This is a genomic window from Candidatus Aquicultor sp. (assembly GCA_036504445.1).
Taxonomy (GTDB): Bacteria; Actinomycetota; Aquicultoria; order Aquicultorales; family Aquicultoraceae; genus DASXVE01.
Genome location: DASXVE010000030.1, coordinates 67,854 through 90,679, shown reverse-complemented (window position 1 = coordinate 90,679; position 22,826 = coordinate 67,854). Strand labels below are relative to the sequence as shown.

Here is a 22,826-nt window from a genome sequence, read left to right as displayed (position 1 = left end):
TGCAAGCGCACGACCTTGCAGTTAAGCGGGGAAAGCATACAATCAATTATAGAAGCAGATTCGATTGTGTGGTGGATATGCGCAGAAAAATTGTACCGGCTACCGCAAAAACACTTGAGCGCTCTGGGCTGGAGTGTGCAACCTGTACCTACTGGGAATTACCGGCGGGCGGGATCGGTAGCGCCGGCAACGGCAATACGAAAGAAGCGCATATGCGCTATATTATCAAAGAGTGGGGCGGATGCGGCAAAATCGCCTATGTTGATGGCGAAGCGCTGGCGTTTGCCCAGTACGCGCCCGCTAAGTTTTGGCCTGGGGCGCAACGGTTCTCAGCTGGCCCGGTTGGCAATGATGCGGTTCTGTTGACCTGTCTCCACGTTGTGCCGTATGCGCGCGGGCGAGGTCTCGGCCGGGTTCTTTTGCAATCCATGGAGGCAAGTTTAGTTAAGAGAAAGGTGCGCGCCGTCGAGGTGTTTGCAACCCGAAGAGAGATAAATCCCCCTGGTCCGTTAGAGTTTTACCTGCAAAACGGTTTTTACATCATGCGAGACGACCCTCATTTTCCATTACTGCGGCTTGAGCTTAAAGCGCTCGTTGGGTGGCAGGTTAACACCCAGTTTGCGCTCGACGGGCTCAAGATTCCAGCAACACGGGCACGCCCTGGGCTTGCTCACTAGTTTACATAGTACATATATGTTGGTGATTTGATGCTTGCTTTCCTAAAAAAAGCCTATATTTCATGGCCGCTTGCTCTTGTTCTCGCGATTACCGCGAGCGTATTTGTTGTGGTAGTGCTCGGGCATGCATCATATGATGTCGATGGGCTGCGGCTTGGATTCACACTCAATCCGGCGCTCCGCGGTGAGACAGAGCTTGCGGTTCCGCCGTTCGGCGAGCTTACGGCGGCAACGCACAAAACGCCGGTGCAGCTGATTATAACCGTCGAGCGTATTTATCCAAACGAAATCAGCCAGGTTGCCAATAATATTACCGACAGCAAGCAGCTCGTCGCCAAGGTTGAAATGGAAGGCAAGCGGGCTTTTAGGCAGTTTGTCATTCGTATTCTGGTGCTCGCGGTGCTCGGCGGCATATTGGGGGCACTCATCTTACCCGGCTGGCGGATATGGAAGGCGGTTGCCGGAATGTTTATCGGGGCAATCTGTATCGGGGCAATGCTGGCGGGCACCTATTACTCATTCAACGTTGATGCGTTTAAACAGCCCCGCTACAGCGGCGCGCTGTCGGCCGCCCCATGGGTGACGGATGAGGTTGCAAAACGCCTCGGGGATATCAAGGCATTTCGAAACGAGGTCCAAGACATCGTGCGCAACGTCGACGGTTTTTATGCAAAAATGGATGCATGGCAGCCGCTTCAAGGTAATGCCATCAAAGTTCTTCATGTATCCGATATTCACAACAATCCGCTTGCAATCGACCTGATCAAGCATGTGGTTCGCGATTTTAACGTCGATTTTGTAATCGACACCGGCGACATCACCGATTTCGGCACACCGGTTGAAACAAAGCTTATTCAGGGTATCTCAAAACTGCCGGTGCCATATGTGTTCGTATCGGGCAATCATGACTCGACGCAAACGATCGCGTTCATGAAACAAATTAAAAACGTAGTGCTGGCAGGCGATACGCCGGTTACTGTTAAGGGAATAACGATCATGGGAGAGCCGGACCCGCACGGTACGCTTGCCCCATACCGGGATAGGCTGGCCAAGCTGCTTGCAACGATGCCTAAAAAGCCGCTCATTTTAGCGGTGCATAACCCGGCGATGGCTGAAGATCTTATCGGAACCGTACCGGTTATTCTTGTGGGGCACACGCATAAACCTGAGCTCGTCGAGCGAAATGGCAATGTTCTCAGCAACGCAGGGACGACAGGGGCGGCGGGGCTGCGCTCGTTTCAGCAAGATAATAGCTTGCCGTATACGCTTGACCTGCTTCATATCGATCGGACAAGTAAACGGCTTATAGCGATAGATAGCTTAACGATGATGGGTACCGAACAAGAATTTCGGCTTGAACGGCATCTAATTAAAGGGAAGAAGGTGCGGAAAGCAGAATTAAGCACAAGTGGGCGAAGGTGATGCACAAGTGGGCGTTTTGAAACGCGTCTACTCGTTTCTGGTAACCGTATATTTTAAGTTTCTCCAAGACAACGGGTTTCTGCTTGCAGCGGGAATCGCGTTTTTTACGTTTCTTTCGATTTTTCCACTCTTGCTTGCACTCGGCGTTGTTCTCGGCTATTTCTTAGAAAATCCCGCACTCCGCGACCAGATATTATCCTATGTGTTTCAGAGCTTTCCCGCACTCAGCGGTGTCGTGCAAAGCACGATCGAGTCATTTATTCGAGCAAAGGGAAGCGCGGGGCTTATCGCTCTGGTCGGCTTGCTCTGGGCGGGCACCGGACTCTACGGCGGCCTTGCCGGGGCGATTAATGCCGTCTACGGGGTAAAAGAAACGCGTAATGTCGTCATCCAACGGCTTATGGGCTTATTCGTATTTATCGTCATCATGGCCTTGCTGCTGGTGTCATTTGGTGCGACCTCCATCGCCTCGATCCTTCGCGACCGGGTGTTACGAGATTTTTTACCACCGCAAATCGTTACATTTACCGGTTCGTTTTTTTCATATGCGATTGGTTTTATCTCAACTTTTCTGCTTTTCCTCGTCATCTACCGGCTTGTGCCTAACGTAAAGCTTAAAGTGCGAAGCGTTTTGCCGGGTGCGGTTGTCGCCTGCGTGGCATGGCAGCTTATCGAACTTGTCCTGGCGTTTTATCTTAAGGTCTTTGCCAGCCGTGGGTATGGTTTTGTGTACGGTAGTTTGGCCGCAATTGTTATCTCGATGTTCTGGCTCAATATCTCGTCGATTCTCTTGCTGCTTGGCGCCGAAATCAATGTCGTCTACGTCAAGCAAAAAAAAGGCGGTGTGAAGATTTTTGAACCGCGAAAAGGACAGCGTTAGAATTGCTAATAAAGTCTCCGATGTCTTTAACCCCTATTATGCGTCCGCACCGTTTTTCTTAGTCGTTGCCTTAGTCGCGACCCGAAGTATAATTAGGGGACTTCTCTACTGGCTTATCCTGGCATTGTTTCTTAGCTTCTTGCCGATGTGGGATATCAATCGGCGGATTAAACGGGGTATGGTAGCGGATGCCCACATCAGCCGGCGCGAAGATCGCATCAAGCCGTTCTTGTTCTCGCTCGGAGCGGCGGTGGCAGGCCTTATCGCGGCGTATGCGTTTGGCATGCCCACTCTGATCAAAGCGGTGGTCTGGGCTGTGGTGCTGACTGGTGCGGGGATTACGATAATCACCCGGTTTTGGAAGGTAAGTCTGCATGCCGCCGGCATTACCCCGATTACGGTTGTATTGCTGATTATGTTCGGCTGGTATGCCCTGCCGGCCATCTTGCTCGTCCCGCTTGTTTATTGGGCACGCCTGGTTTTAAAAAAACACTCGCTCGCGCAGCTCATCGTTGGTTCGCTCGTTTCGGGCGGAATTACAGTTACCGTATTCCGGGCGTTCAATCTTATCTAACGTTAGGTATCTAATATTAATACCCCAGGATATCGCGCATGCGCTCGATGCGGTTATCACGGCAGCCGATCACGCGCTCTTCGGTGATAATTTTATCGACCGGTAGGTCATGGCTCTCAGACGGGATGCGGGGCACGATTTGCAGCTCGAAAGCAATCGAGAGCCACGGCACCGCGGGATCGATCTGGCGAAGGAAGCGATCGTAGTAGCCGCCCCCGTAGCCGATGCGCCCGCCATGCTCGTCGAAGACCATGCCGGGAACGATTACCAGGTCTACCGCCGTCGCATCAAACAATGCGGTGTTTTCGATGACAGGCTCTGGAATACCATACCGGTTCGGCTTTAGATGGTCTAAATCGGTGATTGTCCGCAATACCAGGCTACTGGTGGCGGTATCCGTGATAGGGAGCACCACGGTTTTGCCGAGCATAAGAGCATCGTTCATCATCGCAATAGTCGGTACTTCGCTTCCGAAGGCGGCGTAAAACAAAATCGTACCGGCTTTGCCAAATTCCGGTTCGGCAAAGAGCCGCTGCTCAATGGCAGCCGCCTTTTCGAGGCGTTCGTCCGCACAGAGTTGATCGCGCTTGGCTCTTGTAATGCGGCGCAACGCGTGCTTCGGCGACATATTCGCTCCTTTTGTCCATGGCAATCACGCGCAGCAGCTGACAGAATGCGCGGATACGTGAACATGTGATTTACAGCTCTATTGTACCACGCCCCGGTAACCTCGATGCAAATCGATGAATACGAGTTGAAAGGCGCAAGTAAAAGCAGGTACACTTAGAGGAAATGTATAACACGAGAGGGCGCCTTGATCTTTATACAAATACTGCGGACATTTTACAATTACACGCTTGATATTCTTCCATTTTTTGCGGCGGCGATTTTGATCGCCGCGGTCGCGCTCGAGTATTTTCCAGCGCGAACGCTCGATACCCTCATCAAGAAAAACGAAAAGCGCGAGGTGCTAATATCGGTCTTCTTCGGCATACTGTTTCCCGCAACGCCGGCGAGCCGGGTGCCGATGGCCGCACTTGCCCGTAGAGGCGGCGCTTCTTGGACGCCCGTTCTCTCATTTATCGGTGCCGGTGCCGGTGCCGGCACCGCAACAATACTTATGACTGTATTAGTGGGGTGGCGCATTGCCCTTCTGCGTCTGGTTATGGCACTGTTGTTTGCACTCGTTCTCTCGCTTATCATTACCCGCTTTGTCGAGCCGCGCTTTGCTGCAGCAGCCATGGACGCCGAAGTTGCACCACTTTGCAGCCGCGAGTTTTGTGAGATTGCAGCCGGTGAACTTGACGGCGAGGATGAACCGACAATAGGCGGGGCATGGTGTAATATCGTACAGCTTGTCCGGATTACTGCGCCCTGGTTATTCTTAAGCATTGCCATCGCAACGCTGATTAATGTCCTTATGCCGTCAAGCACAGTTCAAGGGCTCTTTGCGGGCAACCTATCCGCCGTAAAGGCATCGCTTGTAGGTTTGCCGTTTTACCTGGCGGGTGGCGCCGATATACCGCTGCTGCTTGTGTTTCTCGACAAAGGCATGACATTGGGAGCGGCGGTATCATTTATGCTGGCAGCGCCGCTTATCAATTTTCCGGTGATTATTACGATGAAACGCTGGCTCGGGTATCGCAAAACAATTGCATTTTTGGCGATATGCTGGGTCGTCGCATCATTAATCGGTAGCGTACTCGTTGTATCCGGCCTGTAATGGACTAGCAATAATAGTAATATCTGCAGGAACGAACCCAAGGAGGTTTTATGCAACTAGCGGCTCGACTAGCAGAAACGATTTCACACATGCCGCAGGATAAGCTTATCGACGTCATTGTGACCTTGCGCGTACTCGAGCAGGATCTCATCAAAGAACTTTTATGGTTACCGGCGGTGAGTATACGGCACGTTGTCCGCATGGCAAACGCCGTTGCGATCAGCATTCCTGCGGGCGCCATAGAAGAGCTCGCCCACGAACCGTGGGTTGAGCGCATTGAAGAGGATGAGCTCGTCTACGCGGTACTGGATGAATCCGGTGTGTTAATCGGTACGCCATACGCACGTGAGAACGGTTTATCCGGTCGCGGTGTAAAAATCGCGGTTTTGGACACGGGCATCGATATGGCACATCCCGATTTTGCCGAGCGTATTGTTGCCGAGCGGGATTTTACACTCGAGGGCTTCAAAGATAACGGGCATGGAAGCTTGGTCGCCGGCGTAGCGGCCGGCAGCGGTTTCCGCTCAAGCGGTATGTATAAGGGTGTTGCCCCAGAGGCGCTTATCATCGCAGGTAAAGTGCTTAAAGCCGACGGTATCGGGCGGATGAGTAATTGTATGGCGGCTATCGAGTGGGCGTACGAGCTCGGTGCGGATATTATCAACTTATCGCTTGGCACAATGAGCCCGTCGGCCGGCAGCGATGCGCTTTCTTTGATGTGCGATATTGCGGTCGATAAAGGGATTGTTGTCTGTGTGGCCGCCGGCAATGATGGTCCAAACCGCAGGACTGTCGGAAGCCCCGGCGCCGCCAGGCGGGCATTGACTGTGGGCGTAGCTACGACGACTCGTCTTGTTGCAGAGTTTTCATCACGCGGCCCGACTCTGGACGATCGGCTTAAACCGGAACTCGTAGCGCCCGGTGTCGATATTGTATCGGTACGAGCGAAGGGCACCAAAGCGGGAAAGCCGGTTGATACGTACTATACCTCTGCAACCGGTTCAAGTATGGCAACGCCGCATGTGAGCGGGCTTGTGGCTCTCTTGCTTCAAGCGAAGCCGATCTCAACGCCGCAGCTTATAAGAGAAGCACTTTTACATACTGCAGATGATCTAGAGCTTGATGATTATGCGCAAGGGGCCGGCCTGGTTGACGTAGAAGCGGCTCTTCGCTATATGGAACTCCATGAGAACCCGCCGGAGCCAATTGACCAATCGCCACCTCGTTCGGCATTGCTGGGCATGGTCGCAGGCTTATTTGACCCTTCAATGCGCAAAAAGCGCGGGCGAGATAGGCCCCGCAAGCCGCGTCCGGTCGCGCCGGAGCCGAAATCATTCGAGGAGGAGCTTGGTTTGTAGGTGACGCGATAGACTGTTAGCAGTTAAAGCAAGCCCACGCTACGTCTTAACACACACAGGCGAATCGGGTATAATATGTACGCGAAACATAGCAGGCGGGCATAGCTCAGTTGGTAGAGCATCAGCTTCCCAAGCTGAGGGTCGCGAGTTCGAGTCTCGTTGCCCGCTCACGGAAGAAGCCACAAGTTCATGTGGCTTCTTTTTATTTCTTAGGGAGCTGTTCACCGAGGGCTGATGACGAGGTCGTCGTTTTGGTAGTTGATTTGCTCGTCTCGGTTTTGGCAGTCGGCTCGGCAATGCTAAGCATATCGCGAAGGACAATAATTTCAACGCGGCGGTTTTTCGCGCGTCCCTGAGCTGTTAAGTTCGATGCCACCGGACGGTACTCACCGTATCCAGCAGCTGAAAGCCTGTCGCTTACGCTTGGGAATCGGTTGATCCAGTACATGATGACGTTGGTAGCGCGATCGGTTGAGAGCTGCCAGTTTGACGGGTAGCGGTCGTTTTTGATCGGGATATTATCGGTATGACCCTCGACCTTAATCTGTTTTCCGGTTGGAAGAACTATCCCTGCGAGGTCGCTTAGGATTGCCTGGGCACTTGGGGCAAGATCGGCCTTACCGATATCAAATAGAACCTTATCGGAGAGGTTAATAACAACACCGCGGGCGTCCTCGTTTGCCTCTAAACCAGTAACCCCTTTTTTCTTGGTATAGTCTTTGATCTTTTTGAGCATCGCGGCAAATGCTTGTTCCTCTTTAGCATCGCGGAAGTTGCGAACCTGGCTCAGCGATGGTGTAGCCGTATTTTTGGTATTCTTAAGCGAATTCTTATCCTTAGTCTTGCCGCCGCTCATCATGTTGGGGACAACCTGTGAACCTGGGGATTGAAGTCCCATCGCGACTTTAAGCGAGTCGGCCATAGACGCATATTTTACCGCATCGACATTCGACATGGCGTACATAATGACGAAAAACGCCATCAATAGCGTAATAAGATCGGAATATGTTAACAGCCATCGCTCCATACTCGGGCCATGGCCTTCATCTTTGGGTTTACCTCGTTCCATGCTCTACTCCTTGGCGTGCTACGCAGGTGTGGCGACTTTTTCCTGCTTCTCGATCTCCCGCTCTTGCGGCGGCAAGAACGATTTGAGCCGATCTTCGATGATACGCGGACTCTCACCGGCCTGGATGGCAAGCACGCCCTCAATGATGATTTCGCGGACGAATACTTCGCTTTCGCTGCGCGCCTTGAGCTTTGACGCAAGAGGGAGCCAAAATATATTGGCGGTAGATATACCGTATAGTGTTGCAATAAATGCCGTCGCAATCGAGCCACCGAGGCTCGCCGTATCGGACAGGTTTCCGAGTACGTTGACGAGGCCCATAACCGTACCGATAATGCCCATGGTCGGTGCAAAGCCGCCGGCAGCTTCGAAGAATTTAGCCCCCAGGCGGTGGCGCTCTTGCATTAGCTCAAGTTCGGTGCGAAGAATAGTTTTTGTTATCTCGTAATCGGTACCGTCGATAACGAGCGTTATGCCCTCACGCAGAAACTCATCCTCAAGGTCTTCCACCATGTTTTCGAGTTTGAGGATACCCTCACGCCGCGCAGTCTCGGCAAGCTCAACGATTTTATGGATCATCTGGTGCGTATCGGATTTGCGCTCCTTTATGGCGATCAGAAACCATTTCGGAAGCAGTTTGACCGCGCTTATCGGAAAGCAGACCATGGTTGCGCCAAAAGTGCCGCCAATAATGATAACGGCAGCCGGTACATTTACCAGCGCAATCAGGTTTCCCTGTTCTAAAAGAACCGAAACTAGTAGTGAGCCTAAGGCAAGTAATATACCAATAATCGTTGCAAGATCCATTTATTACCTCTCCGCCGAGTAGAATCGATTTCACGTGGTAAAATGCCACATGACTTGTATCGGCAAAGCGTAATATGCGCTTAAGGTTTTTAATTGTTCACATATATAGAGGGAGAATCGAAAAAGGGGCCCTTTCGGGCCCCTTACATGCAGTTTATTATGGTTGCGCCGCCTGCCCGACAAAGACTGTCACCGCAGCATCACGTTTTTTCATCTGCTCACCGCTGCTCGGCTCTTGGCTTATGACTTTACTGTCATTGTCAGGACTTACATTCTCGATAACCTCGACTTTTACTGTAAAGCCGGCATTTTGTAGGGCATTTTTGGCCTCATCTTCATACTTGCCTCTGACGTCGGGCACGGTGAGCATTTGCGGCCCCTTGCTTACGTATACCGTAATGTTCGAGCCCTTTTTCGCTTCATTCCCACTTGCAGGCGAGGTGCGCGTTACCATACCCTTAGTTGCGTCATCGCTATACTCTTCCGATAATGTGACCTGGAATCCTGCCTCTTTAAGCGTGGTTTCGGCATCCGCTGAGGGCTTGCCGTATACATCCGGCACCTGGACCGCTGCCTGGCCTTTACTGATAATGAGATTGACTTTAGTCGCAACCGGGACATTATCGCCGGCTGCCGGCTCGGTGCGGATGACTGTGCCCTCGCCGACCTCATCGCTGTATTCATAATTCGAATCGCCGACGTCAAGACCTGCCTTAACCAATGTGGTTGCCGCGGCTGCAGATGTATCACCGCTCACATCGGGAACCGATTTTGTCTCTTGCCCTTTACTTACCGTGAGATCAACGGTATCACCTTCGGAGACCTTTTCGCCGACGTCGGGATTTTGATTGATAACGAGGCCTGCGCCAAGAGTATTACTATATGCTTCGGAAACTTTAGGTCTTAGCTTACGCTCACGGAGCATACGCTGCGCCTCATCAACCGTCTTGTTACGTAATTCAGGCATTACGATTACCGGCTTCATGTTGAGGAAGCCGGATTTTAATGCGAACCAACCCCCGGCCGCACCCGCCGACATAATGAGCAGGATGAGAACAACCAGGAGGGGCGCCGCGCCCCTCCTCCGCCGGCGAACCGGCTCACGATATGCGGGGCGTTCAATTCGCCCGGTTTTGCTTGGCGGAGCCATAATCATCGTTTCCTGCTCATCGGGGGCGAGCGCAACGATTGGCATACCCTCCATCAAACGCATAATGTCGCTTCGCATCTCGGCCGCGTTCTGATAACGGCTATCAGGGTTCTTAGCCATTGCTTTTGCGATGATAGTCTGCAGCGACTCAGGTAGGTGCGGATTTAGCTCGCGAGGCCGAACCGGCATCTCATGCACATGCTTAAGGGCAATAGCGACCGGGTTTTCACCATCAAACGGCACTTTTCCCGTAACCATTTCGTAGAGTACCACACCTGCAGAGTAGATATCGGACGTTATCCCGACATCCTGGCCGCGCGCCTGCTCGGGGGAAAGGTAGTGGGCAGTACCAAGGATGGTACCGGTTTGCGTCATCGTCGACGCTCCGGCCCGTGCGATACCGAAATCGGTCACTTTGACTTCGCCTTCGCTGGTCAAAATAATGTTATGGGGTTTGATGTCCCGGTGGATGATGTCGTGTTTGTGGGCAAAATTTAGCGCTGAGAGCACTTTCTTAGCAATCTCCATTGCTTCACTTGGCTCTAGCGTGCCCTTTGAGTTGATGTAATGTTTGAGGCTTTCCCCTTCAAGCAGCTCCATAACGATAAAATACGTACCGTTTTGGCTGCCCCAATCGTAGATACTAACGATGTTGGGGTGATTTAGGCCGGCTGCCGCTTGCGCCTCGCGCCGAAAGCGGGAGACGAAATCCTCGTCTTCAGCAAAGTGCCGGTGTAATACTTTTATTGCAACCGGCCGGTCGAGAACGGTATCGATGGCTTTGTACACTTCAGCCATGCCACCCGCTCCGATTTTCGCAATAACTTTATACCTATCGTTGAATGTCTGCTGCTCCATGTGTTCTCCAGGACGCCACCTTTATTAGCTCTAATACTTTTTCATATACTAACGATATTCCTGCGTAAAAAGTTGTCATTTATGGCGCATGCTTTTATATGCCGTTTTGTCGGTATTGCAGGGTCCGGATTGTCTTTATATTACCAGACTCAACGTTATTTGCATAATGCTGCTTCAATCACGTCTTTAGCAATCGGCGCGGCAATACGCCCACCGACTCCACCATTTTCGACAACTACCGCGACCGCAATTTGCGGATTCTCTGCCGGTGCAAATCCTACAAACCAGGCGTGCGGCGCTCTGCTGCCAACTTCGGCTGTACCGGTTTTACCGGCGACCGTAACCGAATTAATGCGCGCCCGCGTGCCTGTCCCGTGCTCGACGACACCTACCATGAGGTCTTTTACCGTTTGTGCTGTTTGCTTTGTCATGGGGCTACGCCAGCGCTCCGGTTCTTGTGTGAACGCAACCTCACCGTCATGCCGCACAATTTTGTCGATGAGGTACGGGCGCATGATGATCCCGTTATGAGCGACCGCGCTCGCAACCAGCGCCATCTCAAGCGGTGTTGCCTGTATGCGGCCTTGCCCGACCGCCGACCACGCGACTTCAAGCTCGTCGAGCTGCGATGCCGGTGGTATGCTACTCTGCGCGGTTGGCAGGTCAAACGGAGGCTTATCATTAAACCCAAACGCTTCAGCCGCCCCAACAAGCCTGGACCCACCTAAATCCGTCCCAATCCGCGCAAACGCGGTGTTTACCGACTTTGCGAACGCTTGCGCGAAGGTAAGTGAGTTGTAGCTCGTGCTCTCGAAATTGGTAACTTTCCCACCGTAGATATGGAGGCTGCCGGGGCCCTTAAATACGGTTTCCGTTGTAACGTTCCCGCTTTCAAGCGCTGCAGTCGCTGTAATGATTTTAAACGATGAACCAGGTGTGAATTTACCCTTAATTGCCCGATTTACCAGAGGCCCGGACGGATCGATCGCCAGCGTTTTCCACTGCGTATCAATATCATTTGGGTCGTAACTTGGTTTACTTACCAGGGCAAGGACCTTACCTGTTCGGGGATCAAGGGCGACCACCGCGCCTTTTTGTCTGCCAAGCGCGCGATACGCCGCGCGCTGCAAGCCCATATCAAGCGTCAATATTATGCTATCACCGGGCGATTCCTTACCAAGAAGGCGCATAAAGTAGTCATCGATTGAAGACAGTTTTGATTGGCCGGTTAGATAATCGTCACACTGAAGCTCGAGGCCCGCCCGCCGGTATTTTTTCGAGTAAAAACCGGTGATCGGTGCGGTGATTTTCCCCTCTGGATAGAGGCGCAGGTATCCGTCTGAGGTCTTTTTACTGGTTGCCAGAATCGCCCCGTCTGCGGTCATGATGTTGCCTCGCTGAATGCGTTGTTCCGCCAGGAGCGGGCGAACGTTCTCCGGCCTGGTAGTAAGATCGCGCACGGCGATAAACTGCAAATACGTTAGATTGCCGATAAGCATTAAAAACAACGCACAGAAAAACGCCGCCAGGCGGCCTATGCGTTTATTCATGAGCGCACACCCGCCCTCGCCGAGATGGTTAACAATAGTCCGAGCAGGATGAAGTTCATCAAAATGGAACTTCCGCCGTAACTCATAAAGGGAAGGGTCACGCCGGTAAGCGGGATAAACTTGGTAACGCCGCCAATGATTGAAAAGGCCTGCAGACCAAAAACGCACGAGAGCCCGACGGCGACGAGGCGCCCAAAATCATCGTGTGCCACCAGGGCGGCTTTGAGGCCTCGGGCGACAAAAAGCAGGTACATGACGATAACCGCAAGCCCGCCGAGAAGCCCGAGCTCCTCAGCGACCGCCGAGAAGATAAAATCGGTTTGTACCGCCGGGATGAGTGTTGGATGGCCGAGCCCGAGCCCGGTGCCGGTGAGCCCACCGCTTGCGATTGCAAACAGGGATTGCACAACTTGATACCCTTTGCCCGCCGGGTCGGCCCACGGGTTAAGCCAGATATCGACACGAGTTTGCACGTGCGAAAACATAAAGTAGCACGCAAGCGCACCACCGGCAAACAATACGAGCCCAAACGTTACATACATCGTCCGGCCGGTCGCAACGTAGAGCATGGCAAGAAACAGGCCGAAGAACAGGAGTGATGTCCCAAGGTCGCGCTCGAGCACGAGGATGCTGAGCGATATAAGCCACATGATGACCACTGGCGCTAAGTGTTTTGGCTCGGGCAGCCACATGCCGTACGCCCGCCGGGTCGAAACCGAAAGCAGCTCGCGCTTTTCGCCCAGGTAGGCAGCTAAGAACAGTACAAACAGTATTTTGGCGATCTCCGCCGGTTGAAATGAAATCGGCCCGAAATCGATCCACAGCCGGGCGCCGCCGCGCTCGGCGCCGACGAAAATCGGTGCAAACAGCAGAATAATACCGAGAATCGCCCAGGTATATTTATAATCTTTTAGCGTTTGGTAGCGCTTAAAAAAGCCGATCGCCACAATCAGCGCTACCGTACTGGTAAGCAGCCATGTAGATTGTGCCGGTCCCAGATCGGGCTTTAAGCGCCAGATCATGGTCAGGCCGATACCGGTTAAGCACGCAGCCAAGGGTAATAAGACAGGATCGGCTTCTTTAAGAAAAATGCGTAGCGCGATATGTATCGCGATAAAGGCGGCTGCGAGAAAGCCGACGAGCTCAAGAACAGGCACAATAGGCGCATGCATGGTCTGGGAGCTTAGGAATAATCCGGTAGCTATAACTAAAAGTACGATGACGAGTAGGATGAGTTCGATGTTACGGCGCTGCAGGGTACATCACCGTCCCGGCCGTAGAAGGCGGCTTAAAAAACTTGTTTGATTTTCTCCCGGCTCAAACATAATTACCGTGATATTATCGTTGCCGCCACGATCGTTTGCCCAGGATACGAGCTCCCGTGCGGCGTCTTGGATGTCGCTGTGGTCGCGCAGAACCTCGGCGATCACATCGTCTGTGAGCATGCCCGATAACCCATCGGTGCAGAGCAAATAGCGGTCATTCGGCAACACTTCTTGGGTAAAGGTATCGATCTTAACATCTACTTCGCTGCCGATTGCCCGGGTGATCACGCTGCGCTGCGGGTGGACTTCGGCCTCTTCCGGTTTCAGGTGCCCGCTCGCTACCATCTGTGCAACCAGTGAGTGATCGGTGGTAAGCTGCTTTAATAAACCATCGCGAAGCAGGTAAAGCCTACTGTCGCCGACATGGCCGACATAGAGCGTAGCATCATCGTGCGCGACTGCAACGGTAAGTGTGGTACCCATACCACGGTGGTCGGTATCGCGCACCGCCGTCTCGTGTACTTTTTTATTCGCTCGTTTGATGGATTCGACGAGCCGCTCCCCGACCGATTCTTTGCTACGCTTGGTGAGCCCAAAGTGCAAGGCATCGAGCGCCATCGCGCTTGCCACTTCGCCCGCACGGTGCCCGCCCATACCGTCAGCGACAGCAAAAATCGTGCCATCAGCGATATAGTTGTCTTCGTTTAGCGTTCTCTTTTTACCGACGTCAGTAACTGCAAAGAATCTCATGAGCATATAAGTTGAAACGCGTTTTGGCCAATACTGAACTCGCTGCCTTTGGCGAGTTCGATAGGTTGTTCGATCTGCGTACCTTTATACATCGTACCGTTCGTGCTATGCAAGTCTTCGAGCCAATACGTGGACGACGTGCGGTACACGCGCGCGTGGTGCCCGGAGACAAAGCTGTCTTCAAGAACGATATCACAATCGGGACTGCGCCCGATCAGAAGTTGTTCGTAAATCGGGTAGCTTGCACTCCCGTTGCCGGCATTGGTCACCAAAAGATCAGCTTGCTCATCGATAACCCTCGTTGCTTTTGGCGCGACCTGAGACATGGAGCTCGTGTCGCGTGCGATAACTCGAACTGTAACAAACACGAAGAGATAAAGAAGCACAATCAGCGCTGCTTGCAGGGCGAGCGTTACTTCATTAAACATGCGCATCGCTCCTGAAGATGAACTTGGTCATGCCGATTGTTACCTGGTCACCGGCTTTCAGCACATGCGAGACCACCTTCGATCCGTTAACTAACGTGCCGTTCGTGCTGTTAAGATCGCGCAGCACGTAACTCTCACCGTTGGCATCGATTTGTGCATGGTGCCGCGAAACATTAGGATCGGGGATGACGACATGGTTATCGGCCGAGCGCCCTATGCGCATCGCTCTATCATCGAGCGCGATTTTCGTCTCACCGTCATTCGTTACCCGGACTAGATATGCCTGTTTCTCACGATAAGGGATAGGTCTTACCACGCGCGTTTGTTCTATTGGCACGGCAACCTCATTGGTGTCGCAGCTTTCCAGACAGCTTGAAATTATTACTTCACCGAGTGAGAGTTCAGGTGATGGCGTGAACTCGATTCGCGGACGCCCGAGGAGATCGTACCCTTCTTCTTCGGCGTGCGAGAAGAGGAAACTTTGCAACTCGGCCACCAGGTCTTTTTCGAATTGCTTGAGACGCTTGGCGTCCTCTTCGCTAACTGTAATCGTAAAGCGATTGGGTACGTAGAGTTTCGAAACGCTGATGGTGCGGTTGGAATCCATCTCCCGCGCCAGCTTTTTTGCTATTTCCACCGGCTGCACGCCGGATTTAAATTGTTTGGCGAAAAATCCCTCGAAAATCGATTCGAGCCTGTTTTCAAAATCGCGAAGCAAACTCACGAAACTACCTCCGACGTGGACTCATCAGCGTATTCGTCCACAATTTCCGGTTCCACATCTGCTTCCCATGCCGGGGGCCGGAAGATGAGAAGCAGTAAAAGTATTATAAGTGAAAATGACAGAGCCTGCATCAAGGCGCCCGTATCAAATTGGCTGCTACCGAACTTGCTTAGCAAGCTCTGGTAACCCATAACTAGGGCGACGAACCCCGCAATGGTCGCGCTGGCCCAACGGCGTGAGCCGCGCACTATCGACGTAAACCAGCCGACGGCGGCCCAGAGAAACGGCTGTAGAAGCAAAAGAGGATATTTAATAAATGGTGCTATAATCAAGCTCGCGACATGCACCGGGTTGAAGTCACCCCGGATCGCCTCCCACACGCCGTAGCTTTTGATGAGTTCGGGCATTGCGCTATGCGGCAAGAAAATCGTCGTCAGTTCAAAGAGTAAACAGCCAAGGCCGGCGCCGGCTGCCGCCGCGAGAGGGCGGGCGAGCAAGCCTGAAAGAATCGGAAATACAAACGGCAATTTAAGGAGCCCGCATGCTACACCGCCGACCGGCGCAACGGAGATAAGCGGCCACCGGCGCGAGATAACGTACCAGTATGGCCCGAGGGTGAGCGCCAGGATAATAGATAAGCCAAAGGATTGGCGCAGCGTGGCTAGCGCCAGCATGAGAAACGAAATACCGATACCGTATTCCGGGTGCAGGAGCACCGCAAGGAAAATAATCGTCGCGGCAAAACCGGCGACACCGGTCGGTATGCCGAACCATTCGTGCAGTATCGGTAAAAACGGATATGCCAGCGCCGCGGCGACCGAGGTTCTCGCGATAACGGTTGAGCGCTCGCTAATCCCATGCCACAATCTGGTCCGCCACGTCTCAATGTCATCTAAATCAATCTGGTCCTCGTCTTCGGCATAGGCGCACCGGTCGGCCAATCCTGCGAGAATAACATCGGCCGGCGTAATGCTGGTTCGGATGTATTCTAAATGCTCTCTTAAATCGGCTGCCTTTGGATAGCGCGAGTATATATCTTTCGCTAAAGCCGTCATCACGCAGGCGTCGAGCTCGGGGCTGACCGCCTGGTTAAACGTGCTCGGCGGGGGCGGCTCGACGGTCTGGACGCAGTGCAACGTTTCGGGGACAGTACCGCCGCTAAAGGGCGCGCGTTTGGTCAGCATCTCGTATAAAACCGTTCCGAGCGAAAAGATGTCGCTTCGCTCGTCAACAAGCTCGCCCCGCGTTTGTTCGGGGGACATATAGGCGAATGTTCCGATGATATCTCCGCTGGTCGCGGTTGAAGCGCCCTTGATACGGGCGATTCCGAAATCCATAACTTTCAAGCGCCCGTCATAGAGAATCATCACATTATCCGGTTTAATATCACGGTGGACGATCCCGTTGGCGTGCGCCGCCTCGAGCGCCCTGCAGATCTCAATGGCGATGGCGATCGTCTCGTGCTGGGCAAGCGGCGCTTCCTGGGCGATTACTTCGGAGAGCGGTACGCCCTCGATAAGCTCCATGATGAGATAACACGCGTCGCCGTCTTCCTCAAACTCATGCATGGTGACGATATTGGGGTGGTTTAAGAGCGCAACGGTTCGCGCCTCGCGCAATACCCGCTCGGCAGAATTTCGCTGCAACCGGATGCGCTTAATAGCGACTTCTCGTTCCATGCGGGTATCAAAAGCTTTGTAGACATCGGAGAAGCCGCCGCTACCGAGCTTAGAGATAATTTCGTATCGGTTTAGTAGGAGGTCGTCCGTCTTAGAGTTCATCTAATACTACTTCGATGTTATAAGGGCTTTGTCCTTGCCCATATTGCGAAAGTCGGTAAAATGGTATATTCTAATCTGCGCAGCTTCTATGTTAGCAGAATCTACACGAAACAAAAGGCTACAAGCATAACGCAAGTTCGTAAATGGTTATTACATAGGTTATCCTCGCGAGAATGGCGGAATCGGCAGACGCGCTAGGTTCAGGGTCTAGTCCGGGTAACCGGGTGGGGGTTCAAGTCCCCCTTCTCGCACAGGGGTCGCGCATGCGGCCCTTTTTTAACGCGTAATTTCACCCTCGAGCAAGCCTATATTTTTTAGCCGGTTTTCGCTCAGGACGCCTTAATATGCTTACGAAGTGGAATATTTGTGTGGGGGAATGCAATGTATGGTGCGAATCGCCGCCGTCGGTGACGTGCATGCCCAGCGGGGTAATGTGCAAATGCTCCAGGCGGGCTTTACAAATATTCATACCAAGGCCGATGTGCTGGCGATTGCCGGCGACCTCACCGCGCACGGCCTTGCCGACGAGGCAAAATATCTGGTCGAATCCCTAGCGGACGCACGGATTCCGGTGGTTACCGTGCTGGGAAACCACGATTACCATATGCGCCAACAAGAAGACATCGCCCAGGTTCTTCTTGATGGGGGCATTACCGTTCTCGACGGGCAAACCACCGTTATCCAGGTAGATAATGAAACGATCGGATTTGTAGGAACCAAGGGCTTTGGCGGCGGGTTCGGTATCAGGGCGCTTCCCGATTTTGGTGAAGAGATATTTCGCTTGATGTATCGGGAAGGCGTCAACGAAGCGGAGCGCATCCGTCGTGGCTTATTGTCTCTGGAGAGCGATTATCGCATTGTCTTGCTGCACTACTCGCCGATCAAAGATACACTGTTCGGCGAGCCCCCCGAGGTGTACGCTTTCCTCGGCGCATCGATTATGGCCGAACCGATCGACAAACTCGGGGCCGACCTGGTCTTTCACGGGCACGCGCACTACGGCAGCGAGAAGGGTATTACGGCTGGCGGCGTGCCGGTTCGAAATGTCGCTTTGCCGACCATGGGGCGTCCGTACGGTATCTTTCCCCTCAGTAAATAATTAGTGAGCAGGGCGATGACTCGCCGTTACGTAGGAAGATAGCTCACCAGCCGCTGGATTACCCAGCCCGGCACAAATGCGGATATTTCATGTTCGGATTTGGCAAAGAGCAGGAGGCCAAGCATCCGCTGTGCCCGGGGGCGGGAGCGGTCGAGAAAATAATGCCAATCCAATTTCCCATCGGTCTCTTTAATAATCGAAAACGCATCGAACAGATCGCGCGGCCGCTCTTCGCTCAACGAATGAGCCTTCATAATGAGCAGATCTTCCGGCGCGATAACGCGGTAGGTGTAGCCCTCAATCTCAGCCGGTTTGGCATGCTCCCTGACTTCCTCGGAAAGGCGAACGGCACCCATCGCCTCGAAGATGAGGTCGACCTTGGAGGTATCCTTAAATGCCTGGAACAGCCACCTCGGATCGGTTCGCTTTATCTTAAACCCGGCTTCACCGAGAAATTCGAGCGCTTGGTCCACGTCCTCTTCGCTGATCAGAAAATCAACATCGGTGGTTTCTCGAACTCGACCATAGAGCCGCACCGCGATTCCACCGCATAATACAAAATCGATTCCGGCATCATCAAGTGTTTTTGCCGCCTCCATAAAGATATGCCATGCCGGCATACACGATCACCTATTTCTAATTGAACTCGCCGCTTGCCGGGCGGCGTCAAAGATATCCTTGAAAGGACGCCCTGTTGCAAGGGCGAGCTTGCTTACATCTTCATATTCCGGCGAAACGGCGATAATTTTTCCCTTATATGTGCCCACTTTAGCTCGCACCTTACCAAAAGGCGTGTCCACGCTTATTATTTCTCGCTCGGCAATCCGTCGCGATTGTCGGCGTACGCGTACGCCGAGCGTCGAGGTTTCGGCGAATATGACATCGATGGCTTGCTCTTCGATGCCCATCGGGGTAAGAGCGCTCAGCATCACCGCTGGGCGGCTCTTTTTCATTTCAATCGGGATGAACCAAACGTCGAGCGCGCCGAGCTCAAAGAGCGCCTGCATGGTGTAACCCAAAACTTCGGCCGGTGCGTCATCGATATTGGTCTCAAGAAGCACTACGTCTTGTTCTGCGACCCGCTCTTCTTCCCCAACGAGGATGCGTACCACATTGGGTATTTCAAGCGTGCTGCTGCCCGCGCCGTAGCCGGTGGCCTCAAGCTTGTTCTGCGGGATATCTTCAACAAACGTGGCGAAGTGCATGAGCAGCGCCGCTCCGGTCGGGGTCGTCAGCTCGGCGGTGATACCGCCGCCATAGATCGGCGCGCCTTCCAGTATCTCGAGCGTTGCCGGAGCAGGAACGGGGAGAGTGCCGTGCTCGGTCTTAACCATGCCGGTGCCGGTTGCCACCGGTGATGAATAGAGTTTCTCGATGCCTAAATGATGTACGCCCACAACACCGGCGACGATATCGACGATAGAATCGACCGCGCCGACCTCATGAAAGTGAACCTGTTCAACCGGTTTGCCGTGCACTTTCGCCTCGGCGTTTGCAATTCGCGCAAAGACGGCGAGCGAGTCTACCTTAATCGCGTAATCGAGCGAACTCGCTTCGATGAGCTCGCGTACATTGCGCCACGTTCGAACGATATGCTGTTCCCCGACCGTAACTGTAAATTTGGTCGCACTGATATGCTGCTTGAGCACCTTTTTCGCCGATATCTCGTAATCGCCGACGGGGAGTTTCGCGAGCTCTTTTTCGAGGACGCCGATCGGCAATCCCGCGTCAAGCAGCGCACCGGCAAACATGTCGCCGCTCACACCTGCAAAACAGTCAATATATGCAACTTTCATGTTAAAAAGCCTCCTACCAATTGACGTATGCCTTATGCTGCTTATATACCAGTTCCCATGATGCAAATAGCGGATATCTAGTGTATAATCTGTGACAATTATGACGTAATAGTCTCTGCGACCAAAGGGGTGGCAATGGAAGCAATTAATGGTAGTCTTGTTGCAACAATCTCCGCAGCCGGCTGGCTAATTTTGGCGATCTGGATCCTTGTCATTAGTATACGTGTAGGAAAGATTACTACAAGAGAAAAAGCTATCGCGCAAGCCGGTGAGAACGGGGACTTTGTCGGCGCGGTTAAACAGAGTTTGACCGAGTTCACCGCGGTACGCACCGAGCTCGATGCTATAAAATCCGAACAGGTAGAGCTCAGTCATCTGCTTCAAAGAGCGGTACAACGAGTCGGGGTAGTGCGTTTCGACGCCTTTGAGGATACCGGCGGAAAGCTAAGCTTTGCGGCGGCACTGCTCGATAATAATGGGGACGGCATGGTTATCTGCGCCATTAACGGGCGCCAGGAAAGCAGATGCTATGCAAAGATGATTCGTCAGGGCGACTCGGAATATAATCTCTCGGGTGAAGAACGCCAGGCCATCTCTCAGGCGCTCGGCACTGTACCGAACAGGGCTTAGACTGGGCAGGGATAAAGAAAGGATGTGCGCTTTTGCGCAATACAGTGGGCAAGAAAATCGGCTTTCTGGGGCCGCGGGGCACCTATACGCAGGAAGCCCTTTTAAAACTTATGCTGGTTAGCGATGATGATATCGTCCCATACCCGACTGAAGCCGACGTAATTCGCGCAATTGAGCGCGGTGAGGTCGAGAAGGGCATCGTGCCCTTTGAAAACTCGATCGAGGGCTCGGTTACGGCAACACTCGACGTGCTCGCGTTCGAGGCCATCGATCTGGTTATAGAAAAGGAAGTTATCCTGCCGATCAACCATAGCTTGATGACGCAACCGGGGGCTACACTCTCCGATATCACAACCGTGGTGTCGCATCCGCAATCGATTGCGCAGTGCCGCAATTATCTCTCAAAGAATTTACCGCATGCGACAATCGAGCTTGCAGGCAGTAATGCCGGTGCGGCAAAGCTCGTCGCCGAAGATGGCGGCACCAAAGCCGCAATCGGCCCGCGGCTCGCCGCCCAGATCTACGGGCTTACCGTGCTCGACATCGGCATTCAGGATTTTGAAGACAACCAGACGCGTTTTGTTCTCGTCGGCAAAGAGCCGGCAGAGCGCACCGGCAAAGATAAAACATCAATCGTCTGTTTTATCTACGAAGACCGGCCGGGCAGCCTGCTTCTTATCCTGCAGGAATTCTCTTACCGGTATATCAACCTGACAAAAATTCAGTCGAGGCCGACAAAAAAGGCGCTCGGCGAATACTGTTTCTTCATCGACTTCGCCGGGCATATCGAAGACGATGTTATTAAGCCGGCGCTTAAGTGCTTGGGTTGCAAAGTGCGGGAAGTAAAGGTTTTAGGATCGTATCCAATGGCAAATGGGGTGGCTGAATAAATGTTAGACATGAGATGGGTCCGCGATAATTTAGATACCGTACAACAAGCGCTGAAGAACCGCAACTCGAATCTAGACCTTACCCGTTTCCGCACGCTCGATGAAGAGCGCCGCCGCTTTATCGTTGAGGTGGAGCGGCTTAAGAACCTGCGAAACGTAGTAACCGGCGAGATCGCCACATTGAAAAAAGCCGGTCAACCGGCCGAAGAAAAGATCACAGCCATGCGCGAGCTTGGCGACAGCATAAAAGAACTCGACGACCGCCTTGCCGAACTCGAGGACAAGCTTAAGAAACTCATGTTCGATATTCCCAACGTTCCCGATGCGAGCGTTCCCGTCGGTGTGGATGAATGCGCCAATGTAGTGGTGCGCACCTGGGGCGAGAAACAAAATTTTCGCTTCACGCCAAAGCCGCACTGGGATTTGGGTATCGACCTCGGTATTTTAGATTTCGAGCGCGCGGCAAAAATTACGCGCACGCGCTTTGTCGTCTACTGGGATTTGGGCGCACGGCTGGAGCGGGCGCTTCTTAACCTCATGCTCGACATGCATACGCAAAAACATGGTTACACCGAGGTGTTTCCGCCGATTCTGGTCAACGACGCAAGCCTTATCGGCACGGGTCAGCTGCCGAAATTCGCGGAAGACCTGTTTAAAATTCAAGACGATAACCTGTATTTGATTCCGACCGCCGAGGTTCCGGTCACCAACATCCACCGCGATGAGGTGCTCTCGGGCGACGATCTGCCGCGCCACTACTGCGCCTACACGCCGTGCTTCAGAAGCGAAGCGGGCGCCGCCGGTAGAGACACGCGCGGTATTATCCGGCAGCACCAGTTCAATAAAGTCGAGATGGTAAAGTTCGTTCATCCCGACACATCATTCGATGAACTGGAAAAACTAACGAATAACGCCGAGGCGATCCTGCAAGCACTCGACATTCCGTACCGCGTCGTGGCGCTGTCCACCGGCGATTTAGGGTTCTCAGCGGCCAAGACGTATGACCTGGAAGTCTGGCTGCCGGGCTTTGGCGGTTACAAGGAAATCTCGTCATGCTCGAATTTTACCGACTTTCAAGCGCGCCGTGCCAACATCCGGTTCCGTGAGAACCCTAAAGCAAAGCCGCAGTTCGTGCATACGCTGAACGGCTCCGGGCTTGCCATCGGGCGAACCGTTGCCGCGGTGCTTGAGAACTACCAGCAAGAAGACGGCACTGTTCTCATCCCGGAAGCACTTAAACCGTATATGGGCGGTGCCGAGCACATCCGAGCGCAAAAGTTCTAAAAACGAGCGGCTGAAAGAAAACTTGTGCCGGCGCAGTTGGTATATGTTTTTCAACCACGACAAAATGTGGTACACTACCGTTTGAAAAATACGGCGCTTCATGCCGCTACA

The 22,826-nt window shown here is 53.1% G+C and carries 22 protein-coding genes and 2 tRNA genes; 12 read left to right on the top strand and 12 right to left on the bottom strand.

The window, feature by feature from the left end:
• The first annotated feature begins 77 nt into the window (after window positions 1-77).
• From VGK02_10680 to VGK02_10665, 4 genes are read left to right on the top strand one after another with little or no spacing between them, the layout of a single operon-like run.
• The gene (locus tag VGK02_10680) at window positions 78-677 is read left to right on the top strand and encodes a GNAT family N-acetyltransferase (protein HEY3375504.1); all 600 of its coding nucleotides are present in this window, start codon (window positions 78-80) and stop codon (window positions 675-677) included.
• A gap of 30 nt (window positions 678-707) precedes the next feature.
• Entirely contained in the window at window positions 708-2,099 is a 1,392-nt protein-coding gene (locus VGK02_10675; protein ID HEY3375503.1) for a metallophosphoesterase, read from the top strand.
• Window positions 2,100-2,106: 7 nt separating this feature from the next.
• Entirely contained in the window at window positions 2,107-2,979 is an 873-nt protein-coding gene (locus VGK02_10670) for a YihY/virulence factor BrkB family protein (GenBank protein ID HEY3375502.1), read from the top strand.
• Window positions 2,954-3,553 carry a hypothetical protein gene (locus VGK02_10665; protein HEY3375501.1) on the top strand — a complete coding sequence of 200 codons (600 nt, stop codon included), beginning with the start codon at window positions 2,954-2,956 and terminating at the stop codon, window positions 3,551-3,553. The genes VGK02_10670 and VGK02_10665 overlap by 26 nt, the downstream gene beginning before the upstream one ends.
• A gap of 16 nt (window positions 3,554-3,569) precedes the next feature.
• Here VGK02_10665 and VGK02_10660 read toward each other — a convergent pair whose 3' ends face one another.
• A complete protein-coding gene (locus VGK02_10660; GenBank protein ID HEY3375500.1) occupies window positions 3,570-4,181 on the bottom strand; it encodes a 5-formyltetrahydrofolate cyclo-ligase in 612 nt (203 codons plus the stop codon).
• Window positions 4,182-4,367: 186 nt separating this feature from the next.
• Here VGK02_10660 and VGK02_10655 point away from each other — a divergent pair, with 186 nt between their 5' ends.
• The 3 genes from VGK02_10655 to VGK02_10645 all read left to right on the top strand — a co-directional run bounded on the left by VGK02_10655 (window position 4,368) and on the right by VGK02_10645 (window position 6,802).
• Window positions 4,368-5,276, top strand: coding sequence for a permease (locus VGK02_10655; protein ID HEY3375499.1), 909 nt, complete (start codon window positions 4,368-4,370; stop codon window positions 5,274-5,276).
• A 50-nt stretch (window positions 5,277-5,326) separates the two neighbouring features.
• Window positions 5,327-6,634 (top strand): S8 family peptidase, encoded by a 1,308-nt coding sequence (locus VGK02_10650; protein HEY3375498.1) that lies wholly within the window; start codon window positions 5,327-5,329, stop codon window positions 6,632-6,634.
• Window positions 6,635-6,729: 95 nt separating this feature from the next.
• Window positions 6,730-6,802 (top strand) — tRNA-Gly (locus VGK02_10645).
• A gap of 34 nt (window positions 6,803-6,836) precedes the next feature.
• Here VGK02_10645 and VGK02_10640 read toward each other — a convergent pair.
• From VGK02_10640 to VGK02_10600, 9 genes are all read right to left on the bottom strand, one after another.
• Window positions 6,837-7,703, bottom strand: coding sequence for a flagellar motor protein MotB (locus VGK02_10640; protein ID HEY3375497.1), 867 nt, complete (start codon window positions 7,701-7,703; stop codon window positions 6,837-6,839).
• Between the two features lie 18 nt (window positions 7,704-7,721).
• The gene (locus tag VGK02_10635; GenBank protein ID HEY3375496.1) at window positions 7,722-8,510 is read right to left on the bottom strand and encodes a flagellar motor protein; all 789 of its coding nucleotides are present in this window, start codon (window positions 8,508-8,510) and stop codon (window positions 7,722-7,724) included.
• A gap of 157 nt (window positions 8,511-8,667) precedes the next feature.
• Window positions 8,668-10,518, bottom strand: a complete 1,851-nt coding sequence (pknB, locus tag VGK02_10630) for a Stk1 family PASTA domain-containing Ser/Thr kinase (protein ID HEY3375495.1) — start codon at window positions 10,516-10,518, stop codon at window positions 8,668-8,670.
• A gap of 155 nt (window positions 10,519-10,673) precedes the next feature.
• Window positions 10,674-12,068: a penicillin-binding protein 2 gene (locus VGK02_10625; protein ID HEY3375494.1), complete on the bottom strand. Its 1,395-nt coding sequence runs from the start codon at window positions 12,066-12,068 to the stop codon at window positions 10,674-10,676.
• Window positions 12,065-13,225 carry an FtsW/RodA/SpoVE family cell cycle protein gene (locus VGK02_10620; protein HEY3375493.1) on the bottom strand — a complete coding sequence of 387 codons (1,161 nt, stop codon included), beginning with the start codon at window positions 13,223-13,225 and terminating at the stop codon, window positions 12,065-12,067. Before VGK02_10620 ends, VGK02_10625 begins: the two co-directional genes overlap by 4 nt.
• A 105-nt stretch (window positions 13,226-13,330) precedes the next feature.
• Window positions 13,331-14,083: a Stp1/IreP family PP2C-type Ser/Thr phosphatase gene (locus VGK02_10615; protein HEY3375492.1), complete on the bottom strand. Its 753-nt coding sequence runs from the start codon at window positions 14,081-14,083 to the stop codon at window positions 13,331-13,333.
• Window positions 14,080-14,511, bottom strand: coding sequence for an FHA domain-containing protein (locus VGK02_10610; protein HEY3375491.1), 432 nt, complete (start codon window positions 14,509-14,511; stop codon window positions 14,080-14,082). Before VGK02_10610 ends, VGK02_10615 begins: the two co-directional genes overlap by 4 nt.
• Complete coding sequence (locus VGK02_10605; protein HEY3375490.1) at window positions 14,504-15,235, bottom strand: DUF3662 and FHA domain-containing protein; 732 nt, start codon at window positions 15,233-15,235, stop codon at window positions 14,504-14,506. The genes VGK02_10610 and VGK02_10605 overlap by 8 nt, the downstream gene beginning before the upstream one ends.
• Entirely contained in the window at window positions 15,232-17,016 is a 1,785-nt protein-coding gene (locus VGK02_10600) for a serine/threonine-protein kinase (protein ID HEY3375489.1), read from the bottom strand. Before VGK02_10600 ends, VGK02_10605 begins: the two co-directional genes overlap by 4 nt.
• 167 nt (window positions 17,017-17,183) lie before the next feature.
• Between VGK02_10600 and VGK02_10595 the strand changes: the two genes are divergently transcribed.
• Both VGK02_10595 and VGK02_10590 read left to right on the top strand, forming a co-directional pair.
• Window positions 17,184-17,267, top strand: a tRNA-Leu gene (locus tag VGK02_10595).
• A 134-nt stretch (window positions 17,268-17,401) separates the two neighbouring features.
• On the top strand, window positions 17,402-18,115 hold the full coding sequence (locus tag VGK02_10590; protein HEY3375488.1) for a metallophosphoesterase: 714 nt from the start codon (window positions 17,402-17,404) through the stop codon (window positions 18,113-18,115).
• A gap of 26 nt (window positions 18,116-18,141) precedes the next feature.
• On the opposite strand, the gene VGK02_10585 is transcribed toward VGK02_10590, so the two are convergent.
• Both VGK02_10585 and larC read right to left on the bottom strand, forming a co-directional pair.
• Window positions 18,142-18,735, bottom strand: coding sequence for a nucleotidyl transferase AbiEii/AbiGii toxin family protein (locus VGK02_10585; protein HEY3375487.1), 594 nt, complete (start codon window positions 18,733-18,735; stop codon window positions 18,142-18,144).
• A gap of 6 nt (window positions 18,736-18,741) precedes the next feature.
• Window positions 18,742-19,911 (bottom strand): nickel pincer cofactor biosynthesis protein LarC, encoded by a 1,170-nt coding sequence (gene larC / locus VGK02_10580; protein HEY3375486.1) that lies wholly within the window; start codon window positions 19,909-19,911, stop codon window positions 18,742-18,744.
• A gap of 135 nt (window positions 19,912-20,046) precedes the next feature.
• Between larC and VGK02_10575 the strand changes: the two genes are divergently transcribed.
• The 3 genes from VGK02_10575 to serS are packed head-to-tail and all read left to right on the top strand — an operon-like array spanning window position 20,047 to window position 22,715.
• A complete protein-coding gene (locus VGK02_10575; GenBank protein ID HEY3375485.1) occupies window positions 20,047-20,541 on the top strand; it encodes a DUF4446 family protein in 495 nt (164 codons plus the stop codon).
• 32 nt (window positions 20,542-20,573) lie between these two features.
• Window positions 20,574-21,431 carry a prephenate dehydratase gene (gene pheA / locus VGK02_10570; protein HEY3375484.1) on the top strand — a complete coding sequence of 286 codons (858 nt, stop codon included), beginning with the start codon at window positions 20,574-20,576 and terminating at the stop codon, window positions 21,429-21,431.
• Window positions 21,432-22,715 (top strand): serine--tRNA ligase, encoded by a 1,284-nt coding sequence (gene serS / locus VGK02_10565; protein ID HEY3375483.1) that lies wholly within the window; start codon window positions 21,432-21,434, stop codon window positions 22,713-22,715.
• The last annotated feature ends 111 nt before the right edge of the window (window positions 22,716-22,826 follow it).

Bases quoted from the DNA above. Each gene is read 5' to 3' on its own strand.
- VGK02_10585 (HEY3375487.1), bottom strand. From the start codon at position 18,735: ATGCCGGCATGGCATATCTTTATGGAGGCGGCAAAAACACTTGATGAT.
- VGK02_10600 (HEY3375489.1), bottom strand. From the start codon at position 17,016: ATGAACTCTAAGACGGACGACCTCCTACTAAACCGATACGAAATTATC.
- VGK02_10625 (HEY3375494.1), bottom strand. From the start codon at position 12,068: ATGAATAAACGCATAGGCCGCCTGGCGGCGTTTTTCTGTGCGTTGTTT.
- VGK02_10635 (HEY3375496.1), bottom strand. From the start codon at position 8,510: ATGGATCTTGCAACGATTATTGGTATATTACTTGCCTTAGGCTCACTA.
- VGK02_10575 (HEY3375485.1), top strand. From the start codon at position 20,047: ATGGAAGCAATTAATGGTAGTCTTGTTGCAACAATCTCCGCAGCCGGC.
- VGK02_10590 (HEY3375488.1), top strand. From the start codon at position 17,402: ATGGTGCGAATCGCCGCCGTCGGTGACGTGCATGCCCAGCGGGGTAAT.
- VGK02_10680 (HEY3375504.1), top strand. From the start codon at position 78: ATGCGCAGAAAAATTGTACCGGCTACCGCAAAAACACTTGAGCGCTCT.
- VGK02_10660 (HEY3375500.1), bottom strand. From the start codon at position 4,181: ATGTCGCCGAAGCACGCGTTGCGCCGCATTACAAGAGCCAAGCGCGAT.
- larC (HEY3375486.1), bottom strand. From the start codon at position 19,911: ATGAAAGTTGCATATATTGACTGTTTTGCAGGTGTGAGCGGCGACATG.
- VGK02_10615 (HEY3375492.1), bottom strand. From the start codon at position 14,083: ATGAGATTCTTTGCAGTTACTGACGTCGGTAAAAAGAGAACGCTAAAC.
- VGK02_10650 (HEY3375498.1), top strand. From the start codon at position 5,327: ATGCAACTAGCGGCTCGACTAGCAGAAACGATTTCACACATGCCGCAG.
- VGK02_10640 (HEY3375497.1), bottom strand. From the start codon at position 7,703: ATGGAACGAGGTAAACCCAAAGATGAAGGCCATGGCCCGAGTATGGAG.
- VGK02_10610 (HEY3375491.1), bottom strand. From the start codon at position 14,511: ATGTTTAATGAAGTAACGCTCGCCCTGCAAGCAGCGCTGATTGTGCTT.
- pknB (HEY3375495.1), bottom strand. From the start codon at position 10,518: ATGGAGCAGCAGACATTCAACGATAGGTATAAAGTTATTGCGAAAATC.
- serS (HEY3375483.1), top strand. From the start codon at position 21,432: ATGTTAGACATGAGATGGGTCCGCGATAATTTAGATACCGTACAACAA.
- VGK02_10675 (HEY3375503.1), top strand. From the start codon at position 708: ATGCTTGCTTTCCTAAAAAAAGCCTATATTTCATGGCCGCTTGCTCTT.